The sequence below is a fragment of the Escherichia sp. WS568 genome, from assembly GCF_046486085.1.
Classification (GTDB): domain Bacteria; phylum Pseudomonadota; class Gammaproteobacteria; order Enterobacterales; family Enterobacteriaceae; genus Escherichia; species Escherichia coli.
In genome coordinates, this window is record NZ_JBJQMC010000020.1 from 47912 (window position 1) to 72322 (window position 24411).

At 51.3% G+C, this 24411-nt stretch carries 24 protein-coding genes; 14 read left to right on the forward strand and 10 right to left on the reverse strand.

The window, feature by feature from the left end:
• The first annotated feature begins 3 nt into the window (after positions 1-3).
• The 5 genes from dapF to uvrD all read left to right on the forward strand — a co-directional run bounded on the left by dapF (position 4) and on the right by uvrD (position 5387).
• Entirely contained in the window at positions 4-828 is an 825-nt protein-coding gene (gene dapF / locus ACJHWR_RS19400; RefSeq protein WP_001160654.1) for a diaminopimelate epimerase, read from the forward strand.
• Positions 825-1532: a DUF484 domain-containing protein gene (locus tag ACJHWR_RS19405; RefSeq protein ID WP_000812796.1), complete on the forward strand. Its 708-nt coding sequence runs from the start codon at positions 825-827 to the stop codon at positions 1530-1532. The genes dapF and ACJHWR_RS19405 overlap by 4 nt, the downstream gene beginning before the upstream one ends.
• Positions 1529-2425 carry a tyrosine recombinase XerC gene (gene xerC, locus ACJHWR_RS19410; RefSeq protein WP_000130691.1) on the forward strand — a complete coding sequence of 299 codons (897 nt, stop codon included), beginning with the start codon at positions 1529-1531 and terminating at the stop codon, positions 2423-2425. Before ACJHWR_RS19405 ends, xerC begins: the two co-directional genes overlap by 4 nt.
• Positions 2425-3141, forward strand: a complete 717-nt coding sequence (gene yigB / locus ACJHWR_RS19415) for a 5-amino-6-(5-phospho-D-ribitylamino)uracil phosphatase YigB (protein ID WP_001213584.1) — start codon at positions 2425-2427, stop codon at positions 3139-3141. Before xerC ends, yigB begins: the two co-directional genes overlap by 1 nt.
• 83 nt (positions 3142-3224) lie before the next feature.
• Positions 3225-5387, forward strand: a complete 2163-nt coding sequence (uvrD, locus tag ACJHWR_RS19420) for a DNA helicase II (RefSeq protein WP_000383407.1) — start codon at positions 3225-3227, stop codon at positions 5385-5387.
• Between the two features lie 54 nt (positions 5388-5441).
• On the opposite strand, the gene ACJHWR_RS19425 is transcribed toward uvrD, so the two are convergent.
• A complete protein-coding gene (locus ACJHWR_RS19425; RefSeq protein WP_000751627.1) occupies positions 5442-6344 on the reverse strand; it encodes an S-adenosyl-l-methionine hydroxide adenosyltransferase family protein in 903 nt (300 codons plus the stop codon).
• An 82-nt stretch (positions 6345-6426) separates the two neighbouring features.
• Positions 6427-7191, reverse strand: a complete 765-nt coding sequence (locus ACJHWR_RS19430) for a phosphodiester glycosidase family protein (RefSeq protein ID WP_000951170.1) — start codon at positions 7189-7191, stop codon at positions 6427-6429.
• A gap of 161 nt (positions 7192-7352) precedes the next feature.
• Between ACJHWR_RS19430 and ysgD the strand changes: the two genes are divergently transcribed.
• Complete coding sequence (gene ysgD, locus ACJHWR_RS19435; RefSeq protein ID WP_211180520.1) at positions 7353-7409, forward strand: protein YsgD; 57 nt, start codon at positions 7353-7355, stop codon at positions 7407-7409.
• 151 nt (positions 7410-7560) lie between these two features.
• Positions 7561-8511, forward strand: coding sequence for a magnesium/cobalt transporter CorA (corA, locus tag ACJHWR_RS19440; RefSeq protein ID WP_000947159.1), 951 nt, complete (start codon positions 7561-7563; stop codon positions 8509-8511).
• Positions 8512-8546: 35 nt separating this feature from the next.
• Here corA and ACJHWR_RS19445 read toward each other — a convergent pair whose 3' ends face one another.
• The 4 genes from ACJHWR_RS19445 to yigI all read right to left on the reverse strand — a co-directional run bounded on the left by ACJHWR_RS19445 (position 8547) and on the right by yigI (position 11608).
• On the reverse strand, positions 8547-9044 hold the full coding sequence (locus ACJHWR_RS19445) for a DUF943 family protein (protein WP_000823792.1): 498 nt from the start codon (positions 9042-9044) through the stop codon (positions 8547-8549).
• Entirely contained in the window at positions 9041-9889 is an 849-nt protein-coding gene (locus tag ACJHWR_RS19450; protein WP_001059678.1) for a YPO3983 family protein, read from the reverse strand. The genes ACJHWR_RS19445 and ACJHWR_RS19450 overlap by 4 nt, the downstream gene beginning before the upstream one ends.
• 309 nt (positions 9890-10198) lie before the next feature.
• Positions 10199-11089, reverse strand: a complete 891-nt coding sequence (gene rarD / locus ACJHWR_RS19455) for an EamA family transporter RarD (protein ID WP_000339104.1) — start codon at positions 11087-11089, stop codon at positions 10199-10201.
• A gap of 51 nt (positions 11090-11140) precedes the next feature.
• The gene (gene yigI, locus ACJHWR_RS19460; RefSeq protein WP_001277142.1) at positions 11141-11608 is read right to left on the reverse strand and encodes an acyl-CoA thioesterase YigI; all 468 of its coding nucleotides are present in this window, start codon (positions 11606-11608) and stop codon (positions 11141-11143) included.
• Between the two features lie 164 nt (positions 11609-11772).
• Here yigI and pldA point away from each other — a divergent pair, with 164 nt between their 5' ends.
• The 3 genes from pldA to rhtC all read left to right on the forward strand — a co-directional run bounded on the left by pldA (position 11773) and on the right by rhtC (position 15280).
• Entirely contained in the window at positions 11773-12642 is an 870-nt protein-coding gene (pldA, locus tag ACJHWR_RS19465) for a phospholipase A (protein WP_001259694.1), read from the forward strand.
• Between the two features lie 124 nt (positions 12643-12766).
• Positions 12767-14596, forward strand: a complete 1830-nt coding sequence (gene recQ, locus ACJHWR_RS19470; protein ID WP_024175814.1) for an ATP-dependent DNA helicase RecQ — start codon at positions 12767-12769, stop codon at positions 14594-14596.
• A gap of 63 nt (positions 14597-14659) precedes the next feature.
• Positions 14660-15280, forward strand: coding sequence for a threonine export protein RhtC (gene rhtC / locus ACJHWR_RS19475; RefSeq protein ID WP_000928828.1), 621 nt, complete (start codon positions 14660-14662; stop codon positions 15278-15280).
• A 61-nt stretch (positions 15281-15341) separates the two neighbouring features.
• Here rhtC and rhtB read toward each other — a convergent pair whose 3' ends face one another.
• A complete protein-coding gene (gene rhtB / locus ACJHWR_RS19480; protein WP_000171717.1) occupies positions 15342-15962 on the reverse strand; it encodes a homoserine/homoserine lactone efflux protein in 621 nt (206 codons plus the stop codon).
• 110 nt (positions 15963-16072) lie between these two features.
• On the opposite strand from rhtB, the gene pldB reads away from it, so the two are divergent.
• The 3 genes from pldB (at position 16073) to bioP (ending at position 18878) form a co-directional block, all read left to right on the forward strand.
• The gene (gene pldB / locus ACJHWR_RS19485; RefSeq protein WP_053287770.1) at positions 16073-17095 is read left to right on the forward strand and encodes a lysophospholipase L2; all 1023 of its coding nucleotides are present in this window, start codon (positions 16073-16075) and stop codon (positions 17093-17095) included.
• A gap of 7 nt (positions 17096-17102) precedes the next feature.
• Complete coding sequence (gene yigL / locus ACJHWR_RS19490; RefSeq protein ID WP_000285355.1) at positions 17103-17903, forward strand: sugar/pyridoxal phosphate phosphatase YigL; 801 nt, start codon at positions 17103-17105, stop codon at positions 17901-17903.
• Between the two features lie 75 nt (positions 17904-17978).
• Complete coding sequence (gene bioP, locus ACJHWR_RS19495) at positions 17979-18878, forward strand: biotin transporter (RefSeq protein WP_001196237.1); 900 nt, start codon at positions 17979-17981, stop codon at positions 18876-18878.
• Here the strand turns inward: bioP and metR are convergent.
• Positions 18766-19719 carry an HTH-type transcriptional regulator MetR gene (metR, locus tag ACJHWR_RS19500; RefSeq protein ID WP_000573618.1) on the reverse strand — a complete coding sequence of 318 codons (954 nt, stop codon included), beginning with the start codon at positions 19717-19719 and terminating at the stop codon, positions 18766-18768. The genes bioP and metR overlap by 113 nt on opposite strands.
• A gap of 117 nt (positions 19720-19836) precedes the next feature.
• Here metR and metE point away from each other — a divergent pair, with 117 nt between their 5' ends.
• Positions 19837-22098 (forward strand): 5-methyltetrahydropteroyltriglutamate--homocysteine S-methyltransferase, encoded by a 2262-nt coding sequence (gene metE / locus ACJHWR_RS19505; RefSeq protein ID WP_000153958.1) that lies wholly within the window; start codon positions 19837-19839, stop codon positions 22096-22098.
• 93 nt (positions 22099-22191) lie between these two features.
• Here the strand turns inward: metE and ACJHWR_RS19510 are convergent, their stop codons facing one another.
• Both ACJHWR_RS19510 and ACJHWR_RS19515 read right to left on the reverse strand, forming a co-directional pair.
• Positions 22192-23088, reverse strand: a complete 897-nt coding sequence (locus ACJHWR_RS19510; RefSeq protein WP_000470717.1) for a LysR substrate-binding domain-containing protein — start codon at positions 23086-23088, stop codon at positions 22192-22194.
• A 77-nt stretch (positions 23089-23165) separates the two neighbouring features.
• Positions 23166-24389 carry a cytosine permease gene (locus ACJHWR_RS19515; RefSeq protein WP_001227354.1) on the reverse strand — a complete coding sequence of 408 codons (1224 nt, stop codon included), beginning with the start codon at positions 24387-24389 and terminating at the stop codon, positions 23166-23168.
• Positions 24390-24411 lie beyond the last annotated feature (22 nt).

Genomic DNA, 24411 nt, shown 5'->3' on the forward strand with positions numbered 1-24411 from the left:
ATGATGCAGTTCTCGAAAATGCATGGCCTTGGCAACGATTTTATGGTCGTCGACGCGGTAACGCAGAATGTCTTTTTTTCACCGGAGCTGATTCGTCGCCTGGCTGATCGGCACCTGGGGGTAGGGTTTGACCAACTGCTGGTGGTTGAGCCGCCGTATGATCCTGAACTGGATTTTCACTATCGCATTTTCAATGCTGATGGCAGTGAAGTGGCGCAGTGCGGCAACGGAGCACGCTGCTTTGCCCGTTTTGTGCGTCTGAAAGGGCTGACCAATAAGCGCGATATCCGCGTCAGCACCGCCAACGGGCGGATGGTTCTTACCGTCACCGATGATGATCTGGTCCGCGTAAATATGGGCGAACCCAACTTCGAACCTTCTGCCGTGCCGTTTCGCGCTAACAAAGCGGAAAAGACCTATATTATGCGCGCCGCCGAGCAGACAATCTTATGCGGCGTGGTGTCGATGGGAAATCCGCATTGCGTGATTCAGGTCGATGATGTCGATACCGCGGCGGTAGAAACGCTTGGTCCTGTTCTGGAAAGCCACGAACGTTTCCCGGAGCGCGCCAATATCGGTTTTATGCAAGTGGTTAAGCGCGAGCATATTCGTTTACGCGTTTATGAGCGTGGGGCAGGAGAAACCCAGGCCTGCGGCAGCGGCGCATGTGCGGCGGTGGCGGTAGGGATTCAGCAAGGTTTGCTGGCCGAAGAAGTACGCGTGGAACTCCCCGGCGGTCGTCTTGATATCGCCTGGAAAGGTCCGGGTCACCCGTTATATATGACTGGCCCGGCGGTACATGTCTACGACGGATTTATTCATCTATGAAGCAACCAGGGGAAGAACTGCAGGAAACACTCACGGAGCTTGATGACCGGGCGGTTGTCGATTATCTGATTAAAAATCCTGAGTTTTTTATCCGCAATGCGCGCGCAGTTGAAGCGATACGTGTGCCGCATCCGGTACGCGGCACCGTTTCGTTGGTCGAATGGCACATGGCCCGCGCACGTAATCACATTCATGTTCTGGAAGAGAACATGGCGTTGTTGATGGAACAGGCTATTGCCAACGAAGGCCTGTTTTATCGTCTACTCTACCTGCAGCGCAGTCTCACCGCCGCCAGCAGTCTCGATGATATGCTGATGCGCTTTCACCGCTGGGCGCGCGATCTCGGCCTGGCGGGTGCGAGCCTACGCCTGTTCCCGGATCGCTGGCGTTTAGGTGCGCCGTCGAACCACACTCATCTGGCATTAAGCCGTCAGTCTTTCGAACCGCTGCGTATTCAGCGTCTGGGGCAGGAACAGCACTATCTGGGGCCACTTAACGGACCGGAGCTTCTGGTGGTGCTACCGGAAGCGAAAGCGGTGGGATCGGTGGCGATGTCGATGCTGGGAAGCGATGCTGATTTGGGTGTCGTGCTGTTTACCAGTCGCGATGCCAGTCACTATCAACAAGGGCAGGGAACGCAGTTACTTCATGAAATTGCGCTGATGTTGCCGGAGCTTCTGGAGCGTTGGATTGAACGCGTATGACCGATTTACACACCGATGTAGAACGCTACCTACGTTATCTGAGCGTGGAGCGTCAGCTTAGCCCGATAACCCTACTTAACTATCAGCGTCAGCTTGAGGCGATCATCAATTTTGCCAGTGAAAACGGCCTGCAAAGCTGGCAGCAATGTGATGTGACGATGGTGCGCAATTTCGCTGTACGCAGCCGCCGTAAAGGGCTGGGAGCTGCAAGTCTGGCGTTACGGCTTTCTGCGCTACGTAGCTTTTTTGACTGGCTGGTCAGCCAGAACGAACTCAAAGCCAACCCGGCGAAAGGTGTGTCGGCACCGAAAGCGCCGCGTCATCTGCCGAAAAACATCGACGTCGATGATATGAATCGGCTGCTGGATATTGATATCAACGATCCCCTCGCCGTGCGCGATCGGGCAATGCTGGAAGTGATGTACGGCGCGGGGCTGCGTCTTTCCGAACTGGTGGGGCTCGATATCAAACACCTCGACCTGGAGTCCGGCGAAGTGTGGGTGATGGGGAAAGGCAGCAAAGAGCGCCGCCTGCCGATTGGTCGTAACGCCGTGGCGTGGATTGAGCACTGGCTTGATTTGCGCGACCTGTTTGGCAGCGAAGACGACGCGCTTTTCCTGTCGAAACTGGGCAAGCGTATCTCCGCGCGTAATGTGCAAAAACGCTTTGCCGAATGGGGAATAAAACAGGGGCTGAATAATCACGTTCACCCGCATAAATTACGTCACTCGTTCGCTACGCATATGCTGGAGTCGAGCGGCGATCTTCGTGGTGTGCAGGAGCTGCTGGGTCATGCCAACCTCTCCACCACGCAAATCTATACTCATCTTGATTTTCAACACCTTGCCTCGGTGTACGATGCGGCGCATCCACGCGCCAAACGGGGGAAATAATGCGTTTTTACCGGCCTTTGGGGCGCATCTCGGCGCTCACCTTTGACCTGGATGATACCCTTTACGATAACCGTCCGGTGATTTTGCGCACCGAGCGAGAGGCGCTTACCTTTGTGCAAAATTATCATCCGGCGCTGCGCAGCTTCCAGAATGAAGATCTGCAACGCCTGCGCCAGGCGGTACGGGAAGCGGAACCCGAGATTTATCACGACGTGACGCGCTGGCGTTTTCGTTCGATTGAACAAGCCATGCTCGACGCCGGGCTGAGTGCCGAAGAAGCCAGTGCAGGCGCACACGCAGCAATGATCAACTTTGCCAAATGGCGCAGCCGAATCGATGTCCCGCAGCAAACCCACGACACCTTAAAACAGCTGGCGAAGAAATGGCCGCTGGTGGCGATCACCAACGGTAACGCCCAGCCGGAGCTGTTTGGTTTAGGGGATTATTTTGAGTTTGTGTTGCGCGCTGGCCCGCACGGGCGCTCAAAACCGTTCAGCGATATGTACTTCCTGGCGGCGGAAAAACTCAACGTGCCGATCGGCGAGATCTTACATGTCGGGGACGATCTCACCACTGACGTGGGTGGGGCAATTCGCAGCGGAATGCAGGCCTGTTGGATCAGACCGGAAAATGGCGATCTGATGCAAACCTGGGACAGCCGTTTACTCCCGCATCTGGAAATTTCCCGGTTGGCATCTCTGACCTCGCTGATATAATCAGCAAATCTGTATATATACCCAGCTTTTTGGCGGAGGGCGTTGCGCTTCTCCGCCCAACCTATTTTTACGCGGCGGTGCCAATGGACGTTTCTTACCTGCTCGACAGCCTTAATGACAAACAGCGCGAAGCGGTGGCCGCGCCACGCAGCAACCTTCTGGTGCTGGCGGGCGCGGGCAGTGGTAAGACGCGCGTACTGGTGCATCGTATCGCCTGGCTGATGAGCGTGGAAAACTGCTCGCCATACTCGATTATGGCGGTAACGTTTACCAACAAAGCGGCGGCGGAGATGCGTCATCGTATCGGGCAGCTGATGGGCACCAGCCAGGGCGGCATGTGGGTCGGCACCTTCCACGGGCTGGCGCACCGTCTGCTGCGTGCGCACCATATGGACGCCAATCTGCCGCAGGATTTTCAGATCCTCGACAGCGAGGACCAGCTACGCCTGCTCAAACGCCTAATCAAGGCGATGAACCTCGACGAGAAGCAGTGGCCGCCGCGCCAGGCAATGTGGTACATCAACAGCCAGAAAGATGAAGGCCTGCGTCCACATCATATTCAAAGCTACGGTAATCCGGTGGAGCAGACCTGGCAGAAGGTGTATCAGGCGTATCAGGAAGCGTGTGACCGCGCGGGGCTGGTGGACTTCGCCGAGCTGCTGCTACGTGCTCACGAGTTGTGGCTTAACAAGCCGCATATCCTTCAGCACTATCGCGAACGGTTTACCAATATCCTGGTGGACGAATTCCAGGATACCAACAACATTCAGTATGCGTGGATCCGCCTGCTGGCGGGCGATACCGGCAAAGTGATGATCGTTGGCGATGACGATCAGTCAATCTACGGCTGGCGCGGAGCGCAGGTGGAGAATATTCAGCGTTTCCTCAATGATTTCCCCGGTGCTGAAACTATCCGTCTGGAGCAGAACTACCGCTCTACCAGCAATATTCTGAGCGCCGCGAACGCCCTGATTGAAAACAACAACGGGCGTTTGGGTAAAAAACTGTGGACCGATGGCGCGGATGGTGAGCCTATTTCCCTCTATTGCGCTTTTAACGAACTCGATGAAGCGCGTTTTGTGGTTAACCGTATCAAAACCTGGCAGGACAACGGCGGGGCGCTTGCCGAGTGCGCCATTCTCTACCGCAGCAACGCCCAGTCGCGTGTGCTGGAAGAAGCACTGTTACAGGCAAGTATGCCGTACCGTATTTACGGCGGGATGCGATTCTTCGAACGCCAGGAAATCAAAGATGCGCTCTCGTATCTGCGCCTGATTGCCAACCGTAATGACGACGCGGCCTTTGAGCGCGTGGTGAATACACCAACGCGGGGTATTGGTGACCGGACGCTGGACGTGGTACGTCAGACATCGCGTGATCGCCAGTTAACACTCTGGCAGGCATGTCGTGAACTGTTGCAGGAAAAAGCCCTCGCCGGACGTGCTGCCAGTGCCTTACAGCGGTTTATGGAGCTGATCGACGCCTTAGCGCAGGAAACTGCCGATATGCCGCTGCATGTACAGACTGACCGGGTAATTAAAGACTCCGGCTTGCGCACCATGTACGAGCAGGAGAAGGGCGAAAAAGGTCAGACGCGTATCGAAAACCTGGAGGAACTGGTGACGGCAACGCGCCAGTTCAGCTACAACGAAGAAGACGAAGATTTAATGCCGCTGCAGGCATTCCTCTCCCATGCGGCGCTGGAAGCGGGCGAGGGGCAGGCGGATACCTGGCAGGACGCGGTGCAGTTGATGACGCTACACTCGGCGAAAGGCCTGGAGTTCCCGCAGGTGTTTATCGTTGGTATGGAAGAGGGCATGTTCCCAAGCCAGATGTCGCTGGATGAAGGCGGACGTCTGGAAGAAGAACGCCGTCTGGCCTACGTTGGCGTAACCCGCGCGATGCAGAAACTGACGCTGACCTACGCGGAAACTCGCCGTCTGTATGGCAAAGAGGTTTACCATCGCCCGTCGCGCTTTATCGGTGAGTTGCCGGAAGAGTGTGTGGAAGAGGTGCGCCTGCGCGCTACGGTAAGCCGCCCGGTCAGCCATCAACGGATGGGTACGCCGATGGTCGAGAACGACAGCGGCTACAAGCTCGGCCAGCGCGTACGCCACGCTAAGTTTGGTGAAGGCACCATCGTCAATATGGAAGGCAGCGGCGAGCATAGCCGTTTGCAGGTGGCATTCCAGGGCCAGGGTATTAAATGGCTGGTGGCGGCTTATGCCCGACTGGAGACGGTGTAATTTACAACTCCGTTGCAGGATGCGGTGCGCCACACCGCATTCGGCATCAGCACCTTACTTAGCGCACTTCTTCACATCAATATTCCAGTCAGCACCAGACGCAACCTGATGTTTCTGCGCAAAATTATCCATATTCAGCGCCACGGAAACATTCAATAAGCTGTTCAGATACACCATCGGCTGGCCTTCCGGCACATCGCCGAAGCTTGCGACATATGGCATTTTCCCTGCGTATTTTTGCTGGGAACCTTCGGAAATGGTCACACACAACGTGTCGTTGAGTTTGATTCCTGCCTGATTCAGCAACTCGTCGCTGATATTGCTCCAGACGTTGCCGTACTGAATATCGAGAATCGGGATATTGCCCTTCACTTCACCTTTTGTTGCTTTTGCTTTCTGATAAGAAAGTTCGACAACTTTTGCAGGAAGCTCTGGCCCCACCTGTTCGAACGTAATCGCCCCGGAAGCCAGACGCGCACCGGTGTAGGCATACACGTCACGACCGTGGAAGGTATATGACTTTTCAGAACCTTTCAGGCGGTTAGCTTTTTCGTCGATTTCTCGGACGCTATCAATACCCAGAGTTTGTGCCACCAAAGTGAGCGTACCGTTATCTGGTGAAACGAAGTATTGACCGTTTTTGGTTTTCAGCACTACCGATTTACGGTCAGTGCCTACGCCCGGATCGACCACGCTAACAAACACCGAACCTTGCGGCCAGTAACTGGCAGTCTGATACAGGCGATAAGCGCCTTCCCAGATGTTATACGGTGGAATTTCGTGTGTTAAATCAAAGATTTTAAGATTATGGTCAACGCCGAATGCGACCCCTTTCATCGCCGAGACGGCACCATCTTTCAGGCTAAAATCAGTTTGTAAAATCAAAGCGTTATCCGCATAGGCGGATGATGATCCCAGACACGTTAATAAAAATAACGTTGCGAGCGTTTTTTTCATTTTTGTTTCCCTTCATTTATCTGATGATTTTCCAGCTGTGTAGCCAGTCCCAGTTTGTCTGGCCTCCTCGAGTGTACAATGCTTAACCTTTCCACTCGACGGAAATCATGGTAACAAAAGGATAGTGTTGCCACGGGATTGCCCAGCCTTTCATATACATATGTGAAATTGTGCCATCAAGATAAAGCAGCTGCTCAACGTTCAGTTTCGCTTTGGCATAGCAGGCAAAATCATAAAAATTTGTCGCCTGCTGGCTCAACAAAAACACGGCGTTCCCTTGTTTATTAATCCCTACACCGTTACGAATTTTACGCGAGGCAACATTCGGGTGAATGCGTGGATTAATTACGCCGTTTTCTAATAACATTGGCCCTGACTGCACTGCAAACTGAATCTCTTTACTGGTTTTAAAGGCATCCAGACGAACGATGCCGACTTTATCTCCCGCGACATAAAACACGCCGCCAGGACGAATAAAGAAATTCCCTTCACCTGAAGCGAGATTTAACGCCACCTTCTGCTGACCGTTTTCGATGTACAAACCGAGCGGCGCATAGCTTTCATCATAGATGCCGCCGTTCATCGCCATCTGCACCTGACCCTGACTATTCATATCCGCCAGCAGAGCATGTAACGTTCCCCACGCTTCGCCATTGGCTTTTTGCCAGTACATTTTCACCCGCTCTGTTTGAGGATTAACGGTATACGCCTGTACGGTCAGCGTCGGATCTGAGAGTGCGCAATCATCAGCGGCAACAGCAAACAAGGGAAGTAAGGTGAAGGTGAGAAAAATCCGTTTGAGATTCAAGGTGATCATTCCTTTACCAATGAGTAGCCGATGCGCCATTATAGGTCCTGGATGTGGGATTTTTTTATCCTGTTAGCGACCTTGACGAGTACCAAAAAGCGCGAAGTTCAACTATTGTTCTGTGGTGTTCTGTTGCGTGTTGACGGCAAAATTTTGCTGGCGTAACATGCGCGCACGATCACTCTAAGAGGACATTCGCCTTGGACACACCCAGTAGATACTGGCTCACTATCCTGTCATCCAGGATCAACTCCTAAGGCTATCCCTTTTTGCTGATAGCCTTAGCGGTTGTCAGCGACCTCAATTTTTCCCGTCGCGCTGAGTCAGGCTGTTTAATGGTCTGAAACCCAATTTGTTTCTGTGTGCCCACCGAACTGTCCGATATTTTAAGCATTGGGAGTCCCGGTCATGCTGAGCGCATTTCAACTGGAAAATAACCGACTGACCCGGCTGGAAGTCGAAGAGTCACAACCCCTTGTAAATGCAGTATGGATTGATCTTGTCGAACCGGACGACGACGAGCGACTGCGCGTACAATCTGAACTTGGCCAGAGCCTGGCAACCCGCCCGGAACTGGAAGACATCGAAGCATCGGCACGTTTCTTTGAAGACGATGACGGCCTGCATATTCACTCCTTCTTCTTCTTTGAAGATGCGGAAGATCACGCCGGTAACTCCACTGTGGCATTTACCATTCGTGATGGTCGTCTGTTTACTCTGCGTGAGCGTGAACTGCCCGCTTTTCGTCTGTATCGTATGCGTGCCCGTAGCCAGTCGATGGTGGACGGTAACGCCTACGAGCTGTTGCTGGATCTGTTCGAAACCAAAATCGAACAGTTGGCGGATGAAATTGAAAATATCTACAGTGACCTGGAGCAGTTGAGCCGGGTAATTATGGAAGGGCATCAGGGCGATGAGTACGACGAGGCGCTCTCCACGCTGGCGGAACTGGAAGATATCGGCTGGAAAGTTCGCCTGTGTCTGATGGATACCCAGCGCGCGCTCAACTTCCTGGTACGTAAAGCACGCTTACCGGGTGGGCAACTGGAGCAGGCGCGTGAAATCCTGCGAGATATCGAATCCCTGCTGCCGCATAACGAATCCCTGTTCCAGAAGGTGAACTTCCTGATGCAGGCGGCGATGGGCTTTATCAATATCGAGCAGAACCGCATCATCAAAATCTTCTCGGTGGTATCCGTGGTGTTCCTGCCACCGACGCTGGTCGCTTCCAGCTACGGGATGAACTTTGAGTTTATGCCGGAACTGAAGTGGAGCTTCGGCTACCCTGGCGCGATTATCTTTATGATCCTCGCGGGCCTGGCACCGTATCTGTACTTTAAGCGGAAGAACTGGTTGTAATATAAATGCCGGGTAAAGATTGTTCTTTATCCGGCTTATTGCTGAAAATTGTCTTTTTCAAAGTCATGCGGGTTGAACACTCGCTCTATCTTATTTTCCTGGGTTAGTTGATACTCATTGTTATCAGCAATAAAAAAATGAGTATTACGGTAAGGATATTCATTAATAACCATTAAATAGTTTTTTACGATGCAATTATCATTGCTCTTAATCGTCGGGAAACAGTAGAGATCTTCATACGGCCCTTCGATATATTTTTTATAGTCAGTGAAGCCATTACCGATATCAATAACATACCAGGTATGCCAACTACCTTCTGGTAGGGGGTGTTGATTTTTAATTTCATTCTGATGCTTCAGATACCAATTTATTTTATCGCTGTCAGTCCATGGCAGATGATCAACGACCAGAAAGACTGAATTGCCAGCATCAGAGTATGTATACAAAATCTGTACAGGACGCAATGTCCATAAATTATAGATGCAGCATAGAAGAAATAAATATAATATAATTTTCTGGAGTTTTCTTTTCATAGATAATTTTCGATTCTTTCGATAGTGTTAAAATTGGTGAAAAAAGGTTTGAAAGCAAAGTCTTTATGCCGTTGTAAAAAGAACCATATGCGAAAAAATCTATACTTGTTGTAAATCTTGTTTTTTATATCAGTCACATCCAAACCAAAGTGGTCTTGTGCTATGAAATGAATGGTAGCGCTCCAGCCCATAGGATATTTTTGAAAATTTAAAAGAGATATTTTTTGAGCTGAGATATCATGAATGCTGATTCCCATGCCATTAAAATTATCTTTAAAATCATTGAATTTATTTAGTCTTGATGAAAGTAATTCGGTCTTAATCTTTTGTAGGAGAAGAGGCCGGTATCCTATCGTAGGTGTTGAAGAAATATCATTTTCGATACATTCTTTGATTACACGTATTGGGCTATTATAATCATATTTGTTTATTCGTTCATGAAAAGATAAGTTCAATTCCTGGCTATGGAAACTGTTGCCATTTCCATATCTAAAATGATCAATCAGATCCTGGATGAGTGTTTTGTATTGTCCAAAAAAGGAAAACATTTTTGCCAGATCTTTCATTTCTGCAAATAAAATATCAATACATTCACTTTGTGATATTTTTGTTCCAGAAGTTGGAACACTAAAAGCACCATAAGTAGAATTCGGCCCAGGAAAATGGTATTTAATGAGGCGGTAAGGATCAACTTTTGCAGAGATGTCGCTTAAGCCGAGTGAGAGAAAATCTTGTTCTTCCATATCCCCATACTGCATATCATCAGCAGAAAAATCATCGAATAAAGTAATAGTTTCGAAAAGTGTACAGGGCATATTAATTGATGAGCCTAATATGTTGTTCATTTATATTCTCCTTTCTTATAATTAAGGGCAATGTTAATTTGATAAGAAATAATAGGGTAAAAAATTTTAAAAAAGAAATGCACTTCACATTTTTCATTACATTCTGAAGAGAACTTGGTTAATGATTGGTCTTGCTCATCGCTAATAACATAATGCTGAATTTACCAAAAATGAAATTTATTAAAGCAAATGAAAATATACAACGACGTCTGGAAATTCTGCCTTTCCTTATGTGAGTCTCCTGTCAGCATGGCAATATGCCCACTCTCATGCAAGAGTCGGCATATTTTTTCAGAATATATTTATTTTTTATTTGGACGTTCTACGCTGCGTATAAATCGCATCCATCACAAAAATTGCCAGCGCCACCCAAATAAAGGCGAAGGTTACCATCTTATCGGCACCCGGTTTTTCACCATAAAACGTCACAGCCAGCAGGAACATCAGCGTCGGGCCAATGTACTGAAAAAAGCCTAACGTTGAGAGACGCAGGCGTGTCGCAGCCGCAGTAAAACACAACAGCGGTACGGTAGTGACAATACCGGCGGCGATCAGCAGTAAATTCAGCGACATCGGGTTTTGCCCCATATGGCTGGTTGAGCTGTCGGCAATAGCAAACAGGTAAATCGCCGCCACGGGCAGCAACCACATAGTTTCGATTAACATGCCGGTTTGCGCTTCAACAGCAATCTTCTTGCGTACCAGGCCGTAGAAGGCAAAACTAAACGCCAGCCCCAGCGCGATAATCGGCAGTGAACCAAAAGTCCACAACTGAACCAACACGCCACATATCGCCAGAATCACCGCCAGCCATTGCATCCGGCGGAATCGCTCGCCGAGGAAAATCATCCCCAGCACAATGTTCACCAGTGGGTTAATAAAGTAACCAAGGCTCGCTTCCAGCATATGGTGATTGTTCACCGCCCAGATAAACAGTAGCCAGTTGCCACCAATCAGCACGGCAGAGACTGCCAGCATAAAAATTTTCTGTGGCGTCTGAATCAGCGTTTTTAAATAGGACCACTGGCGGCAAATGCTCATCAGCACCACCATAAAGAAAAACGACCAGATCACGCGATGCGTCAGGATCTCATCGGCGGGCACGTAGTAAATCAGCTTGAAGTACGCTGGCGCAATACCCCAAATAAAATAAGCGGCAAGAGCGAGTAATACGCCCTGCCGCGTTTGTTTTGCATCCATCGGGAATACTCATTTTTAATTGGTAACAGCAGTTTACCTGCTTTTATGTCTTCAACCTACCATATAGGTGGCGGTGGCACTGGCAATATAAAGCTGTTCTTCATTGTGTAATTCAACGCGGGCGACGGCGACTTTATTGCCTGCACGTAACAGGCTACTGGTAGCAGTAAAACGCTCGCCTCTGCCTGGGCGCAGATAATCGACGCGAAGATCAATGGTCCCCATCCGCGATAGCCGCTGGCGTAGTTCATCTTCACTGATGGTTTCGTGGCGGGTTAAGGTACTTCCCACGCACACCAGACCGGCGGCGACATCCAGCGCCGACGCAATGACCCCGCCGTGCAAAATGCTTTGCGCCCAGTTACCCACCATCATTGGCTGATTTTTAAAGGCCAGCTGTGCGAACTCTTTTTCGTAACGCTCCAGTTCCATCCCCAATGCGCGGTTAAACGGCATGTGATAAACAAACATCTCACCCACTAATTTCAGGGCTTGTTCAGCGGTCAGTACGGCAGACATATCATCCTTACACTTCATTAGTTAATGAAATGTTGATTTTATGCTTCTTTATTGTTGATTTCTACTTTAGGAAGGGATAACTAACGGCTATGGAGTTAAGTATGTAAAATAGCCCGCAGAAAAATATTCACCTTATCAATAATTCGTTACGGAGAACACGAGCGATGCGGACTCTGCAGGGCTGGTTGTTGCCGGTGTTTATGTTGCCTATGGCAGTATATGCACAAGAGGCAACGGTGAAAGAGGTGCATGACGCGCCAGCGGTGCGTGGCAGTATTATCGCCAATATGCTGCAGGAGCATGACAATCCGTTCACCCTTTATCCTTATGACACCAACTACATCATCTACACCCAAACCAGCGATCTGAATAAAGAAGCGATTGCCAGTTACGACTGGGCGGAAAATGCGCGTAAGGATGAAGTAAAGTTTCAGTTGAGCCTGGCATTTCCGCTGTGGCGTGGGATTTTAGGCCCGAACTCGGTATTGGGTGCGTCTTACACGCAAAAATCCTGGTGGCAACTGTCCAATAGCGAAGAGTCTTCACCGTTTCGTGAAACCAACTACGAACCGCAATTGTTCCTCGGTTTTGCCACCGATTACCGTTTTGCAGGTTGGACGCTGCGCGATGTGGAGATGGGTTATAACCACGACTCTAACGGGCGTTCAGACCCGACCTCCCGCAGCTGGAACCGCCTTTATACACGCCTGATGGCAGAAAACGGTAACTGGCTGGTAGAGGTGAAGCCGTGGTATGTGGTGGGTAATACTGACGATAACCCGGATATCACCAAATATATGGGTTACTACCAGCTTAAAATCGGCTATCACCTCGGTGATGCGGTGTTGAGTGCGAAAGGACAGTACAACTGGAACACGGGCTACGGCGGCGCGGAGTTAGGCTTAAGTTACCCGATCACCAAACATGTGCGCCTTTATACTCAGGTTTACAGCGGCTATGGCGAATCGCTCATCGACTATAACTTCAACCAGACCCGCGTTGGTGTGGGAGTTATGCTAAACGACCTGTTTTGATGAATGGTTGGCAAATCTGGAATCCAGCATCCAGGATTACCCTCTCAGAGACTAAAAGCATTGCAGTTTCTCGCGCAGGCGCTGAAAATAGCGCCTGTTTTTATTTCAGGCAATCGGGGTGAATGTGGCGCAGGCGGAAGTGTTGAATCTGGAGTCCGGGGCTAAACAGGTTTTACAAGAAACCTTTGGCTACCAACAGTTTCGCCCCGGCCAGGAAGAAATTATCGACACTGTGCTTTCCGGCCGCGATTGCCTCGTTGTCATGCCCACTGGTGGCGGAAAATCCCTTTGCTATCAAATCCCTGCCTTATTGCTAAACGGCCTTACCGTGGTTGTTTCACCGCTGATTTCGTTGATGAAAGATCAGGTGGATCAACTGCAAGCCAACGGCGTGGCGGCGGTGTGCCTTAACTCGACGCAAACCCGCGAGCAGCAACTTGAAGTGATGACAGGCTGTCGCACCGGGCAAATCCGCCTGCTTTATATCGCGCCGGAACGCCTGATGCTGGATAACTTTCTTGAGCATCTGGCGCACTGGAATCCGGTGTTATTAGCCGTTGATGAAGCGCACTGTATCTCCCAATGGGGTCACGATTTCCGCCCGGAATACGCTGCCCTCGGTCAGCTGCGTCAGCGTTTTCCGACGCTGCCGTTTATGGCGCTGACTGCCACAGCCGATGACACCACGCGCCAGGATATCGTGCGCCTGCTGGGGCTGAACGATCCGCTGATTCAAATCAGCAGTTTTGATCGTCCGAATATTCGCTACATGCTGATGGAGAAGTTCAAACCGCTCGATCAGTTGATGCGCTACGTGCAGGAACAGCGCGGTAAGTCCGGCATTATCTACTGCAACAGCCGGGCGAAAGTAGAAGACACCGCTGCGCGCCTGCAAAGCAAGGGTATTAGCGCGGCGGCCTATCATGCCGGGCTGGAAAATAATGTCCGCGCCGACGTGCAGGAAAAATTTCAGCGCGATGACCTGCAAATTGTGGTGGCGACCGTGGCGTTTGGCATGGGCATCAACAAGCCTAACGTCCGCTTCGTGGTCCACTTTGATATTCCGCGCAATATCGAATCCTATTATCAGGAAACCGGTCGCGCCGGGCGTGATGGCCTGCCCGCGGAAGCGATGCTGTTTTACGATCCGGCCGATATGGCGTGGCTACGCCGTTGTCTGGAAGAGAAGCCGCAGGGGCAATTGCAGGATATCGAGCGCCATAAACTCAATGCGATGGGCGCGTTTGCCGAAGCGCAAACTTGCCGTCGTCTGGTGCTGCTGAACTACTTTGGCGAAGGGCGGCAGGAGCCGTGCGGGAACTGCGATATCTGCCTCGATCCGCCGAAACAATACGATGGTTCAACCGATGCTCAGATTGCCCTTTCCACCATTGGTCGTGTGAATCAGCGGTTTGGGATGGGCTATGTGGTGGAAGTTATTCGCGGTGCTAATAATCAGCGTATCCGCGACTATGGTCATGACAAACTGAAAGTCTATGGCATGGGCCGTGATAAAAGCCATGAACATTGGGTGAGCGTGATCCGCCAGCTGATTCACCTCGGCCTGGTGACGCAAAATATTGCCCAGCATTCTGCCCTACAACTGACAGAGGCTGCGCGTCCGGTGCTGCGCGGCGAATCCTCTTTGCAACTTGCCGTGCCGCGTATCGTGGCGCTCAAACCGAAAGCGATGCAGAAATCCTTCGGCGGCAACTATGATCGCAAACTGTTCGCCAAATTACGCAAACTGCGTAAATCGATTGCCGATGAAAGCAATGTCCCGCCGTACGTGGTGTTTAACGACGCAACCTTGATTGAGATGGCTGAACAGATGCCGATCACCGCCAGCGAAATGCTCAGCGTTAACGGCGTTGGGATGCGCAAGCTGGAACGCTTTGGTAAACCGTTTATGGCGCTTATCCGCGCGCATGTCGATGGTGACGACGAAGAGTAGTCAGCAGCATAAAAAAGTGCCAGGATGAAGACTCCGTAAACGTTTCCCCCGCGAGTCTAATGTATGTTGATGTTATTCCTCACCGTCGCCATGGTGCACATTGTGGCGCTTATGAGCCCCGGTCCCGATTTCTTTTTTGTCTCTCAGACCGCTGTCAGTCGTTCCCGTAAAGAAGCGATGATGGGCGTGCTGGGCATTACCTGCGGCGTAATGGTTTGGGCTGGGATTGCGTTGCTTGGCCTACATTTGATTATCGAAAAAATGGCCTGGCTGCATACGCTGATTATGGTGGGCGGTGGCCTGTATCTCTGCTGGATGGGTTACCAGATGCTACGCGGTGCACTGAAAAAAGAGGCGGTTTCTGCGCCTGCACCACAGGTTGAGCTGGCAAAAAGCGGGCGCAGTTTCCTGAAAGGCTTACTGACCAATCTCGCCAATCCGAAAGCGATTATCTACTTTGGTTCGGTATTCTCGCTGTTTGTCGGCGATAACGTCGGCACCACTGAGCGCTGGGGCATTTTCGCGTTGATTATTATCGAAACACTGGCGTGGTTTACCGTCGTTGCCAGCCTGTTTGCCCTGCCGCAAATGCGCCGTGGTTATCAACGTCTGGCGAAGTGGATTGATGGTTTTGCCGGGGCGTTATTTGCCGGATTTGGCATTCATTTGATTATTTCGCGTTGATGCCAGACGCGTCATCAGAGTAAGTCGGATAAGGCGTTTACGCCGCATCCGACATTATTTTTCACGCATGCCTCGCCGATGCTAACAGCGCTCCCACCAGCATAAACAACGAGCCGAAAATCTTATTCAGCGCCTTCATCTGCTTTGGTCCTTTAATCCATAGAGCAATCCGTTGAGCAAGGGTGGCGTAACCGATCATCACAATAATATCGACCACAATAGTGGTGACGCCGAGCACGATATACTGCATCAGTTGTGGCTGCTGCGGCATGATGAATTGCGGAAATAGCGCCGCCAGAAACACAATACTTTTGGGATTGGTAAGATTCACAAAAACTGCGCGCTGGAACAAATGTCGGCGCGATTGAGTAGAGGCTGGCGATTTAAGGTCAATTGCACCAGCGGCGCGCCATTGCTGTATTCCCAGCCAAATCAAGTAAGCTGCGCCTGCCCACTTCAACACTTCAAACGCAATCACTGAGCGGGAAAATAGCGTCCCCAACCCCACGCCAACCAGCACAATATGAATCGCCAGTCCGGTCTGAAGCCCAGCAATAGACGCCACCGCGCCGCGATAACCGTGGTTGAGCGAGGTGGTCATGGTGTTGATTGCGCCAGAGCCTGGCGACAGGCTTAAAATGATCGATGTCAGCAGGTAGGCAAACCACCATTCTAAGGTCATGATGAACTCCCGGTGTGTCTATTTTTGTGCCACAATACGCTACTGTCGCAGCGTTGTGTCAGGCACGCTTAAAAAAACGATTTTACGTGGTTTAAGAGGCAGATTACCCGATGTTTCAGCAGCAAAAAGACTGGGAAACAAGAGAAAACGCGTTTGCTGCTTTTACCATGGGACCGCTGACTGATTTCTGGCGTCAGCGTGATGAAGCAGAATTTACTGGTGTGGATGACATTCCGGTGCGCTTTGTCCGTTTTCGCGCACAGCACCATGACCGGGTGGTAGTCATCTGCCCGGGGCGTATTGAGAGCTACGTAAAATATGCGGAACTGGCCTATGACCTGTTCCATTTGGGGTTTGATGTCTTAATCATCGACCATCGCGGGCAGGGACGTTCCGGTCGCCTGTTAGCCGATCCGCATCTCGGGCATGTTAATCGCTTTAATGATTATGTTGATGATCTGGCGGCATTCTGGCAGCAGGAGGTTCAGCCCGGTCCGTGGCGTAAACGCTATATACTGGCACATTCAATGGGCGGTGCGATCTCCACATTATTTCTGCAACGCCATCCAAGTGTATGTGACGCCATTGCGCTAACTGCGCCAATGTTTGGGATCGTGATTCGTATGCCGTCATTTATGGCACGGCAGATCCTCAACTGGGCCGAAGCGCATCCACGTTTCCGTGATGGCTATGCAATAGGCACCGGGCGCTGGCGCGCGTTGCCGTTTGCTATCAACGTACTGACCCACAGCAGACAGCGATATCGACGTAACTTACGCTTTTATGCTGATGACCCAACGATTCGCGTCGGTGGGCCGACCTACCATTGGGTACGCGAAAGTATTCTGGCTGGCGAACAGGTGTTAGCCGGTGCGGGTGATGACGCCACGCCAACGCTTCTCTTACAAGCTGAAGAGGAACGCGTGGTGGATAACCGCATGCACGACCGTTTTTGTGAACTACGCACCGCTGCGGGCCATCCTGTCGAAGGAGGACGGCCGTTGGTAATTAAAGGTGCGTACCATGAGATCCTTTTTGAAAAGGACGCAATGCGCTCAGTCGCGCTCCACGCTATCGTTGATTTTTTCAACAGGCATAACTCACCCAGCGGAAACCGCTCTACAGAGGTTTAAATTTCTTATGTACCAGGTTGTTGCGTCTGATTTAGATGGCACGTTACTTTCTCCCGACCATACGTTATCCCCTTACGCCAAAGAAACTCTGAAGCTGCTCACCGCGCGCGGCATCAACTTTGTATTTGCGACCGGTCGTCACCACGTTGATGTGGGGCAAATTCGCGATAATCTGGAGATTAAGTCTTACATGATTACCTCCAATGGCGCGCGCGTTCACGATCTGGATGGCAATCTGATTTTTGCTCATAACCTGGATCGCGATATTGCCAGCGATCTGTTTGGCGTAGTCAACGACAATCCGGACATCATTACTAACGTTTATCGCGACGACGAATGGTTTATGAATCGTCATCGCCCGGAAGAGATGCGCTTTTTTAAAGAAGCGGTATTCAAATATGCGCTGTATGAGCCGGGATTACTGGAGCCGGAAGGCGTCAGCAAAGTGTTCTTCACCTGCGATTCCCATGAACAACTGCTGCCGCTGGAGCAGGCGATTAATGCTCGCTGGGGCGATCGCGTCAACGTTAGTTTCTCTACCTTAACCTGTCTGGAAGTGATGGCGGGCGGCGTGTCGAAAGGCCATGCGCTGGAAGCGGTGGCGAAGAAACTGGGCTACAGCCTGCAAGATTGTATTGCCTTTGGCGATGGCATGAACGACGCCGAAATGCTGTCGATGGCGGGGAAAGGCTGCATTATGGGCAGTGCGCACCAGCGTCTGAAAGATCTGCATCCGGAACTGGAAGTGATTGGTACTAACGCCGAGGACGCAGTGCCGCATTATCTGCGTAAGCTCTATTTATCGTAATCGTTCTTTATTTGGTCAGTTGTCAACCTGATACTTCGCTACAATGGATACTCGTTAATCAAAGAGTTTTCCATTGTGGCGCTACTTATCATCACCACGATTCTGTGGGCCTTCTCCTTTAGCTTTTATGGCGAGTACCTTGCGGGGCACGTCGATAGCTATTTTGCGGTGCTGGTGCGCGTTGGCCTGGCGGCACTCGTTTTTCTGCCGTTTCTGCGTACCCGTGGCAATAGCCTGAAAACGGTCGGCCTGTATATGCTGGTGGGCGCGATGCAGCTCGGTGTGATGTATATGCTGAGTTTCCGCGCCTATCTCTACCTGACGGTCTCCGAACTGTTGCTGTTCACCGTACTGACGCCGCTCTACATCACGCTGATTTATGACATCATGAGTAAGCGCCGTCTGCGCTGGGGCTATGCTTTTAGCGCCTTGCTGGCGGTGATTGGTGCCGGGATTATTCGCTATGATCAGGTCACCGACCATTTCTGGACTGGCTTATTGCTGGTGCAACTCTCCAATATCACTTTTGCCATCGGCATGGTGGGTTACAAACGTCTGATGGAAACTCGCCCGATGCCGCAGCATAACGCCTTTGCGTGGTTCTATCTTGGCGCGTTCCTGGTGGCAGTGATTGCATGGTTCTTGCTAGGAAATGCGCAGAAAATGCCGCAAACCACGTTGCAATGGGGCATTCTGGTGTTTCTTGGCGTGGTGGCTTCCGGGATTGGCTACTTTATGTGGAACTACGGCGCGACGCAGGTGGACGCCGGAACGCTGGGCATTATGAATAATATGCACGTTCCGGCAGGGCTGCTGGTAAACCTGGCTATCTGGCACCAACAGCCGCACTGGCCAACGTTTATTACAGGCGCGCTGGTGATCCTGGCCTCACTGTGGGTGCATCGTAAGTGGGTCGCTCCGCGCTCTTCACAAACGGCAGATGATCGCAGGCGTGATTGCGCGCTGAACGAATAAACGCTTCTGTAATCGGCTGACGCTGCTCGCCATCGCGCACGGCGGCGTACAGTCGGCTCCACAAGCCTTCGCCCAGGGTTTTGGTGACCACCAGACCCTGGCGTTCAAAACTCTCCACTACCCAATGCGGTAGTGCGGCAATACCCATCCGTGCGGCAACCATCTGAATCAACAATAAGGTGTTATCGACGCTTTTCAGTGACGGGCTGACGCCTGCTGGCTGAAGAAAATGCCGCCAGACATCCAGTCGGCTACGCTGCACCGGATAAATCAACAGCGTCTCGCTGGCGAGATCTTCCGGTGTAATTCGCGTTTTTGCCGCCAGTGGATGGTCAGGTGCTAACACCAGACGCACTTCATAGTCGAACATCGGCGAATAATGCAGGCCACTGCGCGGCAGAATATCGGACGTCATCACCAGATCCAGCTCGCCCTGTTGCAACGCAGGCTGCGGATCAAACGTTACGCCCGATTTAAAATCCATCTCCACCTGCGGCCAGTTCTTATGGAAATTTTCTAATGCGGGCGTCAGCCACTGAATACAGCTATGGCACTCTATGGCAATGCGCAGGCGCGTCTGCTGCGGTTCATTGCAGGCTTGCAGTGCCTGGCTAATTTGCGGCAGCACCTGATTTGCCAGTTGCAACAGGATTTCTCCCTGCGGTGTAAAGCGAAGCGGCTGGCTTTTACGCACAAATAGCCGGAAGCCAAGGCGTTGTTCCAGATCGCTAAACTGGTGAGACAGGGCGGATTGCGTTTGATGCAACGTCGCCGCAGCGGCTGCGAGTGAGCCGCAGTTCCGCAACGCTTGTAGCGTTTTCAGGTGTTTTACTTCGATCATGAAAGTCCTTCACTTCGGCATGAATAATTTGCGCTTGAGGAATATACAGTAACCGCCAATTATGGATGTGTAAACATCTGGACGGCTAAATACTAAAAATTCCATAAGGGGCATATAATGACAATTCTTAATCACACCCTCGGTTTCCCTCGCGTTGGCCTGCGTCGCGAGCTGAAAAAAGCGCAAGAGAGTTATTGGGCGGGGAACTCCACGCGTGAAGAACTGCTGGCGGTAGGGCGTGAATTACGTGCTCGTCACTGGGAGCAACAAAAGCAAGCGGGTATCGACCTGCTGCCGGTGGGCGATTTTGCCTGGTACGATCATGTACTGACCACCAGTCTGCTGCTGGGTAATGTTCCGGCGCGTCACCAGAACAACGATGGTTCGGTAGATATCGACACCCTGTTCCGTATTGGTCGTGGACGTGCACCGACTGGCGAACCTGCGGCGGCAGCGGAAATGACCAAATGGTTTAACACCAACTATCACTACATGGTGCCGGAGTTCGTTAAAGGCCAACAGTTCAAACTGACCTGGACGCAGCTGCTGGAGGAAGTGGACGAGGCGCTGGCGCTGGGCCACAAGGTGAAACCTGTGCTGCTGGGGCCAGTTACCTACCTGTGGCTGGGTAAAGTGAAAGGTGAACAGTTTGATCGCCTGAGCCTGCTGAACGACATTCTGCCGGTTTATCAGCAAGTGCTGGCAGAACTGGCGAAACGCGGCATCGAGTGGGTACAGATTGATGAACCCGCGCTGGTACTGGAACTGCCGCAGGCGTGGCTGGACGCATACAAACCCGCTTACGACGCGCTCCAGGGACAGGTGAAACTGCTGCTGACCACCTATTTTGAAGGCGTAACACCAAATCTCGACACGATTACTGCGCTGCCTGTTCAGGGTCTGCATGTCGATCTTGTACATGGTAAAGATGACGTTGCTGAACTGCACAAGCGTCTGCCTTCTGACTGGCTGCTGTCTGCGGGTCTTATCAATGGTCGTAACGTCTGGCGCGCCGATCTTACCGAGAAATATGCGCAAATTAAGGACATTGTCGGCAAACGTGATTTGTGGGTGGCATCTTCCTGCTCACTGCTGCACAGTCCCATTGACCTGAGTGTGGAAACACGTCTTGATGCAGAAGTGAAAAGCTGGTTTGCCTTCGCCCTGCAAAAATGTCATGAACTGGCATTGCTGCGCGATGCGTTGAACAGTGGTGATACGGCAGCTCTGGCAGCGTGGAGCGCTCCGATTCAGGCGCGTCGTCACTCTACTCGTGTACATAATCCGGCAGTAGAAAAGCGTCTGGCGGCGATCACCGCTCAGGACAGTCAGCGTGCGAATGTCTATGAAGTGCGTGCTGAAGCCCAGCGTGCGCGTTTTAAACTCCCAGCATGGCCGACCACCACGATTGGTTCTTTCCCGCAAACCACGGAGATTCGTACCCTGCGTCTGGATTTCAAAAAGGGTAATCTCGACGCCAACAACTACCGCACAGGCATTGCGGAACATATCAAGCAGGCCATTGTTGAGCAGGAACGTTTGGGACTGGATGTGCTGGTACATGGCGAGGCCGAGCGTAATGACATGGTGGAATACTTTGGCGAGCATCTGGATGGCTTTGTCTTTACGCAAAACGGTTGGGTACAGAGCTACGGTTCCCGCTGCGTGAAGCCACCGATTGTTATTGGTGACGTTAGCCGCCCGGCACCGATTACCGTGGAGTGGGCAAAATATGCGCAATCCCTGACTGATAAACCGGTGAAAGGGATGTTGACCGGCCCGGTGACTATTCTCTGCTGGTCGTTCCCGCGTGAAGATGTCAGCCGTGAAACCATCGCCAAACAAATTGCGCTGGCGCTGCGTGATGAAGTCGCGGACCTGGAAGCCGCTGGAATTGGCATCATTCAGATTGACGAACCGGCATTGCGCGAAGGTTTACCACTGCGTCGCAGCGACTGGGATGCCTATCTCCAGTGGGGCGTGGAGGCTTTCCGTATCAACGCCGCTGTGGCGAAAGATGACACACAAATCCACACTCACATGTGTTACTGCGAGTTCAACGACATCATGGATTCGATTGCGGCGCTGGACGCAGACGTCATCACCATCGAAACCTCGCGTTCCGACATGGAGTTGCTGGAGTCGTTCGAAGAGTTTGATTATCCAAATGAAATCGGTCCTGGCGTCTATGACATTCACTCGCCAAACGTACCGAGCGTGGAATGGATTGAAGCCTTGCTGAAGAAAGCGGCAAAACGCATTCCGGCAGAGCGTCTGTGGGTCAACCCGGACTGTGGCCTGAAAACGCGCGGCTGGCCAGAAACCCGCGCGGCACTGGCGAACATGGTGCAGGCGGCGCAGAATTTGCGTCGGGGATGATGAGTATTAACGAGTCATTGTAAATTGCAGCACAATAATGGCTTCCAACACCGGAAGCCATTTTGCTATGTATGCCAGGTATGATGTGGATCTTCAGGAACAGAAAATTAATTGCGGATTTCTTAAATATTCTATGCACCACTGACAGGCTTTGCCCATACCATCGGAACGAGCGGCAAGAAATAACTTGGTGGCGTGTTTATGTTCGCGCATTGGCTTTTTAAGCAATTTACCGCTGTTCAATAACGGCAATGCCAGATGATGTGGAATATAACCAATACCGACGTTTTGTTCTATTAAGGCGATTGCCGTAGCGAAGTCAGGAACAAAAATGGGTTTTTGTCCTTCCAACAACCAGGCTTGCATCGGGGGGAAGTTAACGGAGGTATCGCGGATACAAACCGCTGGATAATGACGCAATTCACTGTTTTCTAATGGATGCCGCTTCGCTGCCAGTGGGTGGAGTGGGCTGACGACAAAATCCCATTCCATTTGTCCGACCGGTTCGCTAATGATGCCTTCACTGCTTGGCACTGCATGAGGAGCACCGTAGACCAGATCGGCACGCTTACTGTACAGCGCATCCCAGCAGCCGTTGTATACCTCAAGATCTACCGTCAGTGTTGTTGATGTGAATTGCCGTTCAAAATCTCGAATAAATGCCACCAGCAAATCACCAGGAATAATATTGTTTACCGCAATTGTCAGTTCACGCTCAATACCATCGTGAATCAGCACTGTGTTGCGCTTTAATGCTTCCAGGTCGCCAAGAATAGTTTTGCTATGTTCGATGAAGTAACTTCCCGCTGGCGATAATTCAATATAGCGTCCCTTACGAATGAACAGTTCAACGCCCAGGCTCTCTTCCGCTTTCTTGATGGTGTAACTGATGGCGGAAGGGACTTTATTTAACTGCTCGGCTGCGGTGGTAATGCTCTGGTGTCTGGCGACCAGATGAATAACACGAAGCGTTTCGTCTGAGATGAACATAAGGCTTCCTGGTCAGTGGTAAAGTGGCTGAATCTCTCCAGATTCAGCCGTAATCATTGCCTGAGTATACCCAGGAATTAGCGGTGTTGACTTGCCCGACTGAGAATCGCATAAGCGATACATGCCACCAGAATCGAGTCTACCGAAGGGATCGTCGTCAGGGTGAATAAGCCTTTTACGGTCATAAAGCCAACCGCTGCGCCTATGATCCATGCTGCGAATGTCAGCACTTTAATCTGTGACTCCTGGGCTAACACTGACTCTTGATAGCCATTACGGCGATAAAAGAAAAAGTCAGCGATATAAATTCCGGCAACGGGTGGCGTGGCGATACCCAGGAACAGCAGAAACGGAATAAACCACGCCATAATATCCATACTGCCTACGATGGCGGAAAGGATACCCAGCGCCACGGTAATCTGCCATTTGGGAAAGCGGGTAAGCAGTGTGGAAACCACCAGCGTGCCCTGGAACATATTGCCCGCGTTACCGGTGACGCAGGCGAAAATCAACAACAGCGCCGCAGGCAGAACCGCACCGAATACCGCCATCGCACCCAGTAAAGATCCCTGACCACTAATGGCGCTCGGCGTTGCACCCGCCCAGTAGAGCAGAGGGTAGGCAACCAGAAACGTCACGCCTGCGGCAATCAGCGCATGTTTGCGGTTATGCACAAAACTACCGAAATCAGGCAGTGTGGCAACCAGCACAATAATGGTGCCAACAACGGTGGAAACGGCGACACCTGTATTCATCTCCACAATCGCCGCTGGTACTGCCACTTCGGTATGGGTTGCCACATAGAGGATGTAACACAGCACCAGCGCGATAACCGGCACGGCAACCTGGGCAATTTTTCCCAGAACGGCAAAGCCAAATGCCGTAGAGGCGACAAAAATGACACAGCCAGCCGCCACTAACAGTGCCAGTGGAACTTCCAGTCCATGTTGAGCCAGTAAGTCATGTACCGAATGACCAAACATATTGGCGGTAACGGCAATCCAGCCGAACAGACTTATCGCCATCAAAATGTTAATGGCGATGGCCCCTTTTTCGCCAAACGAATATTTCACAATGCCATACGTTGGTAGGCGGGCTTTTTCTCCCACGCTAATGGTGATGGCTGAAAGTAAGGTCAGAATGACGCCGCCTAACAATACGACGCTAATTAAACTGCCGCTGGAAAGTTGATTGCCGAGGCTTGAGGATGACAACAGCACAGGTGTGACGGCAATACCCAGCAAAATCATGGCAATACGCAATCCTGATGCCGTATTCAGATTCTCTTCTTTTTTACGCATAGTATGTTCCCTTTATAAATGC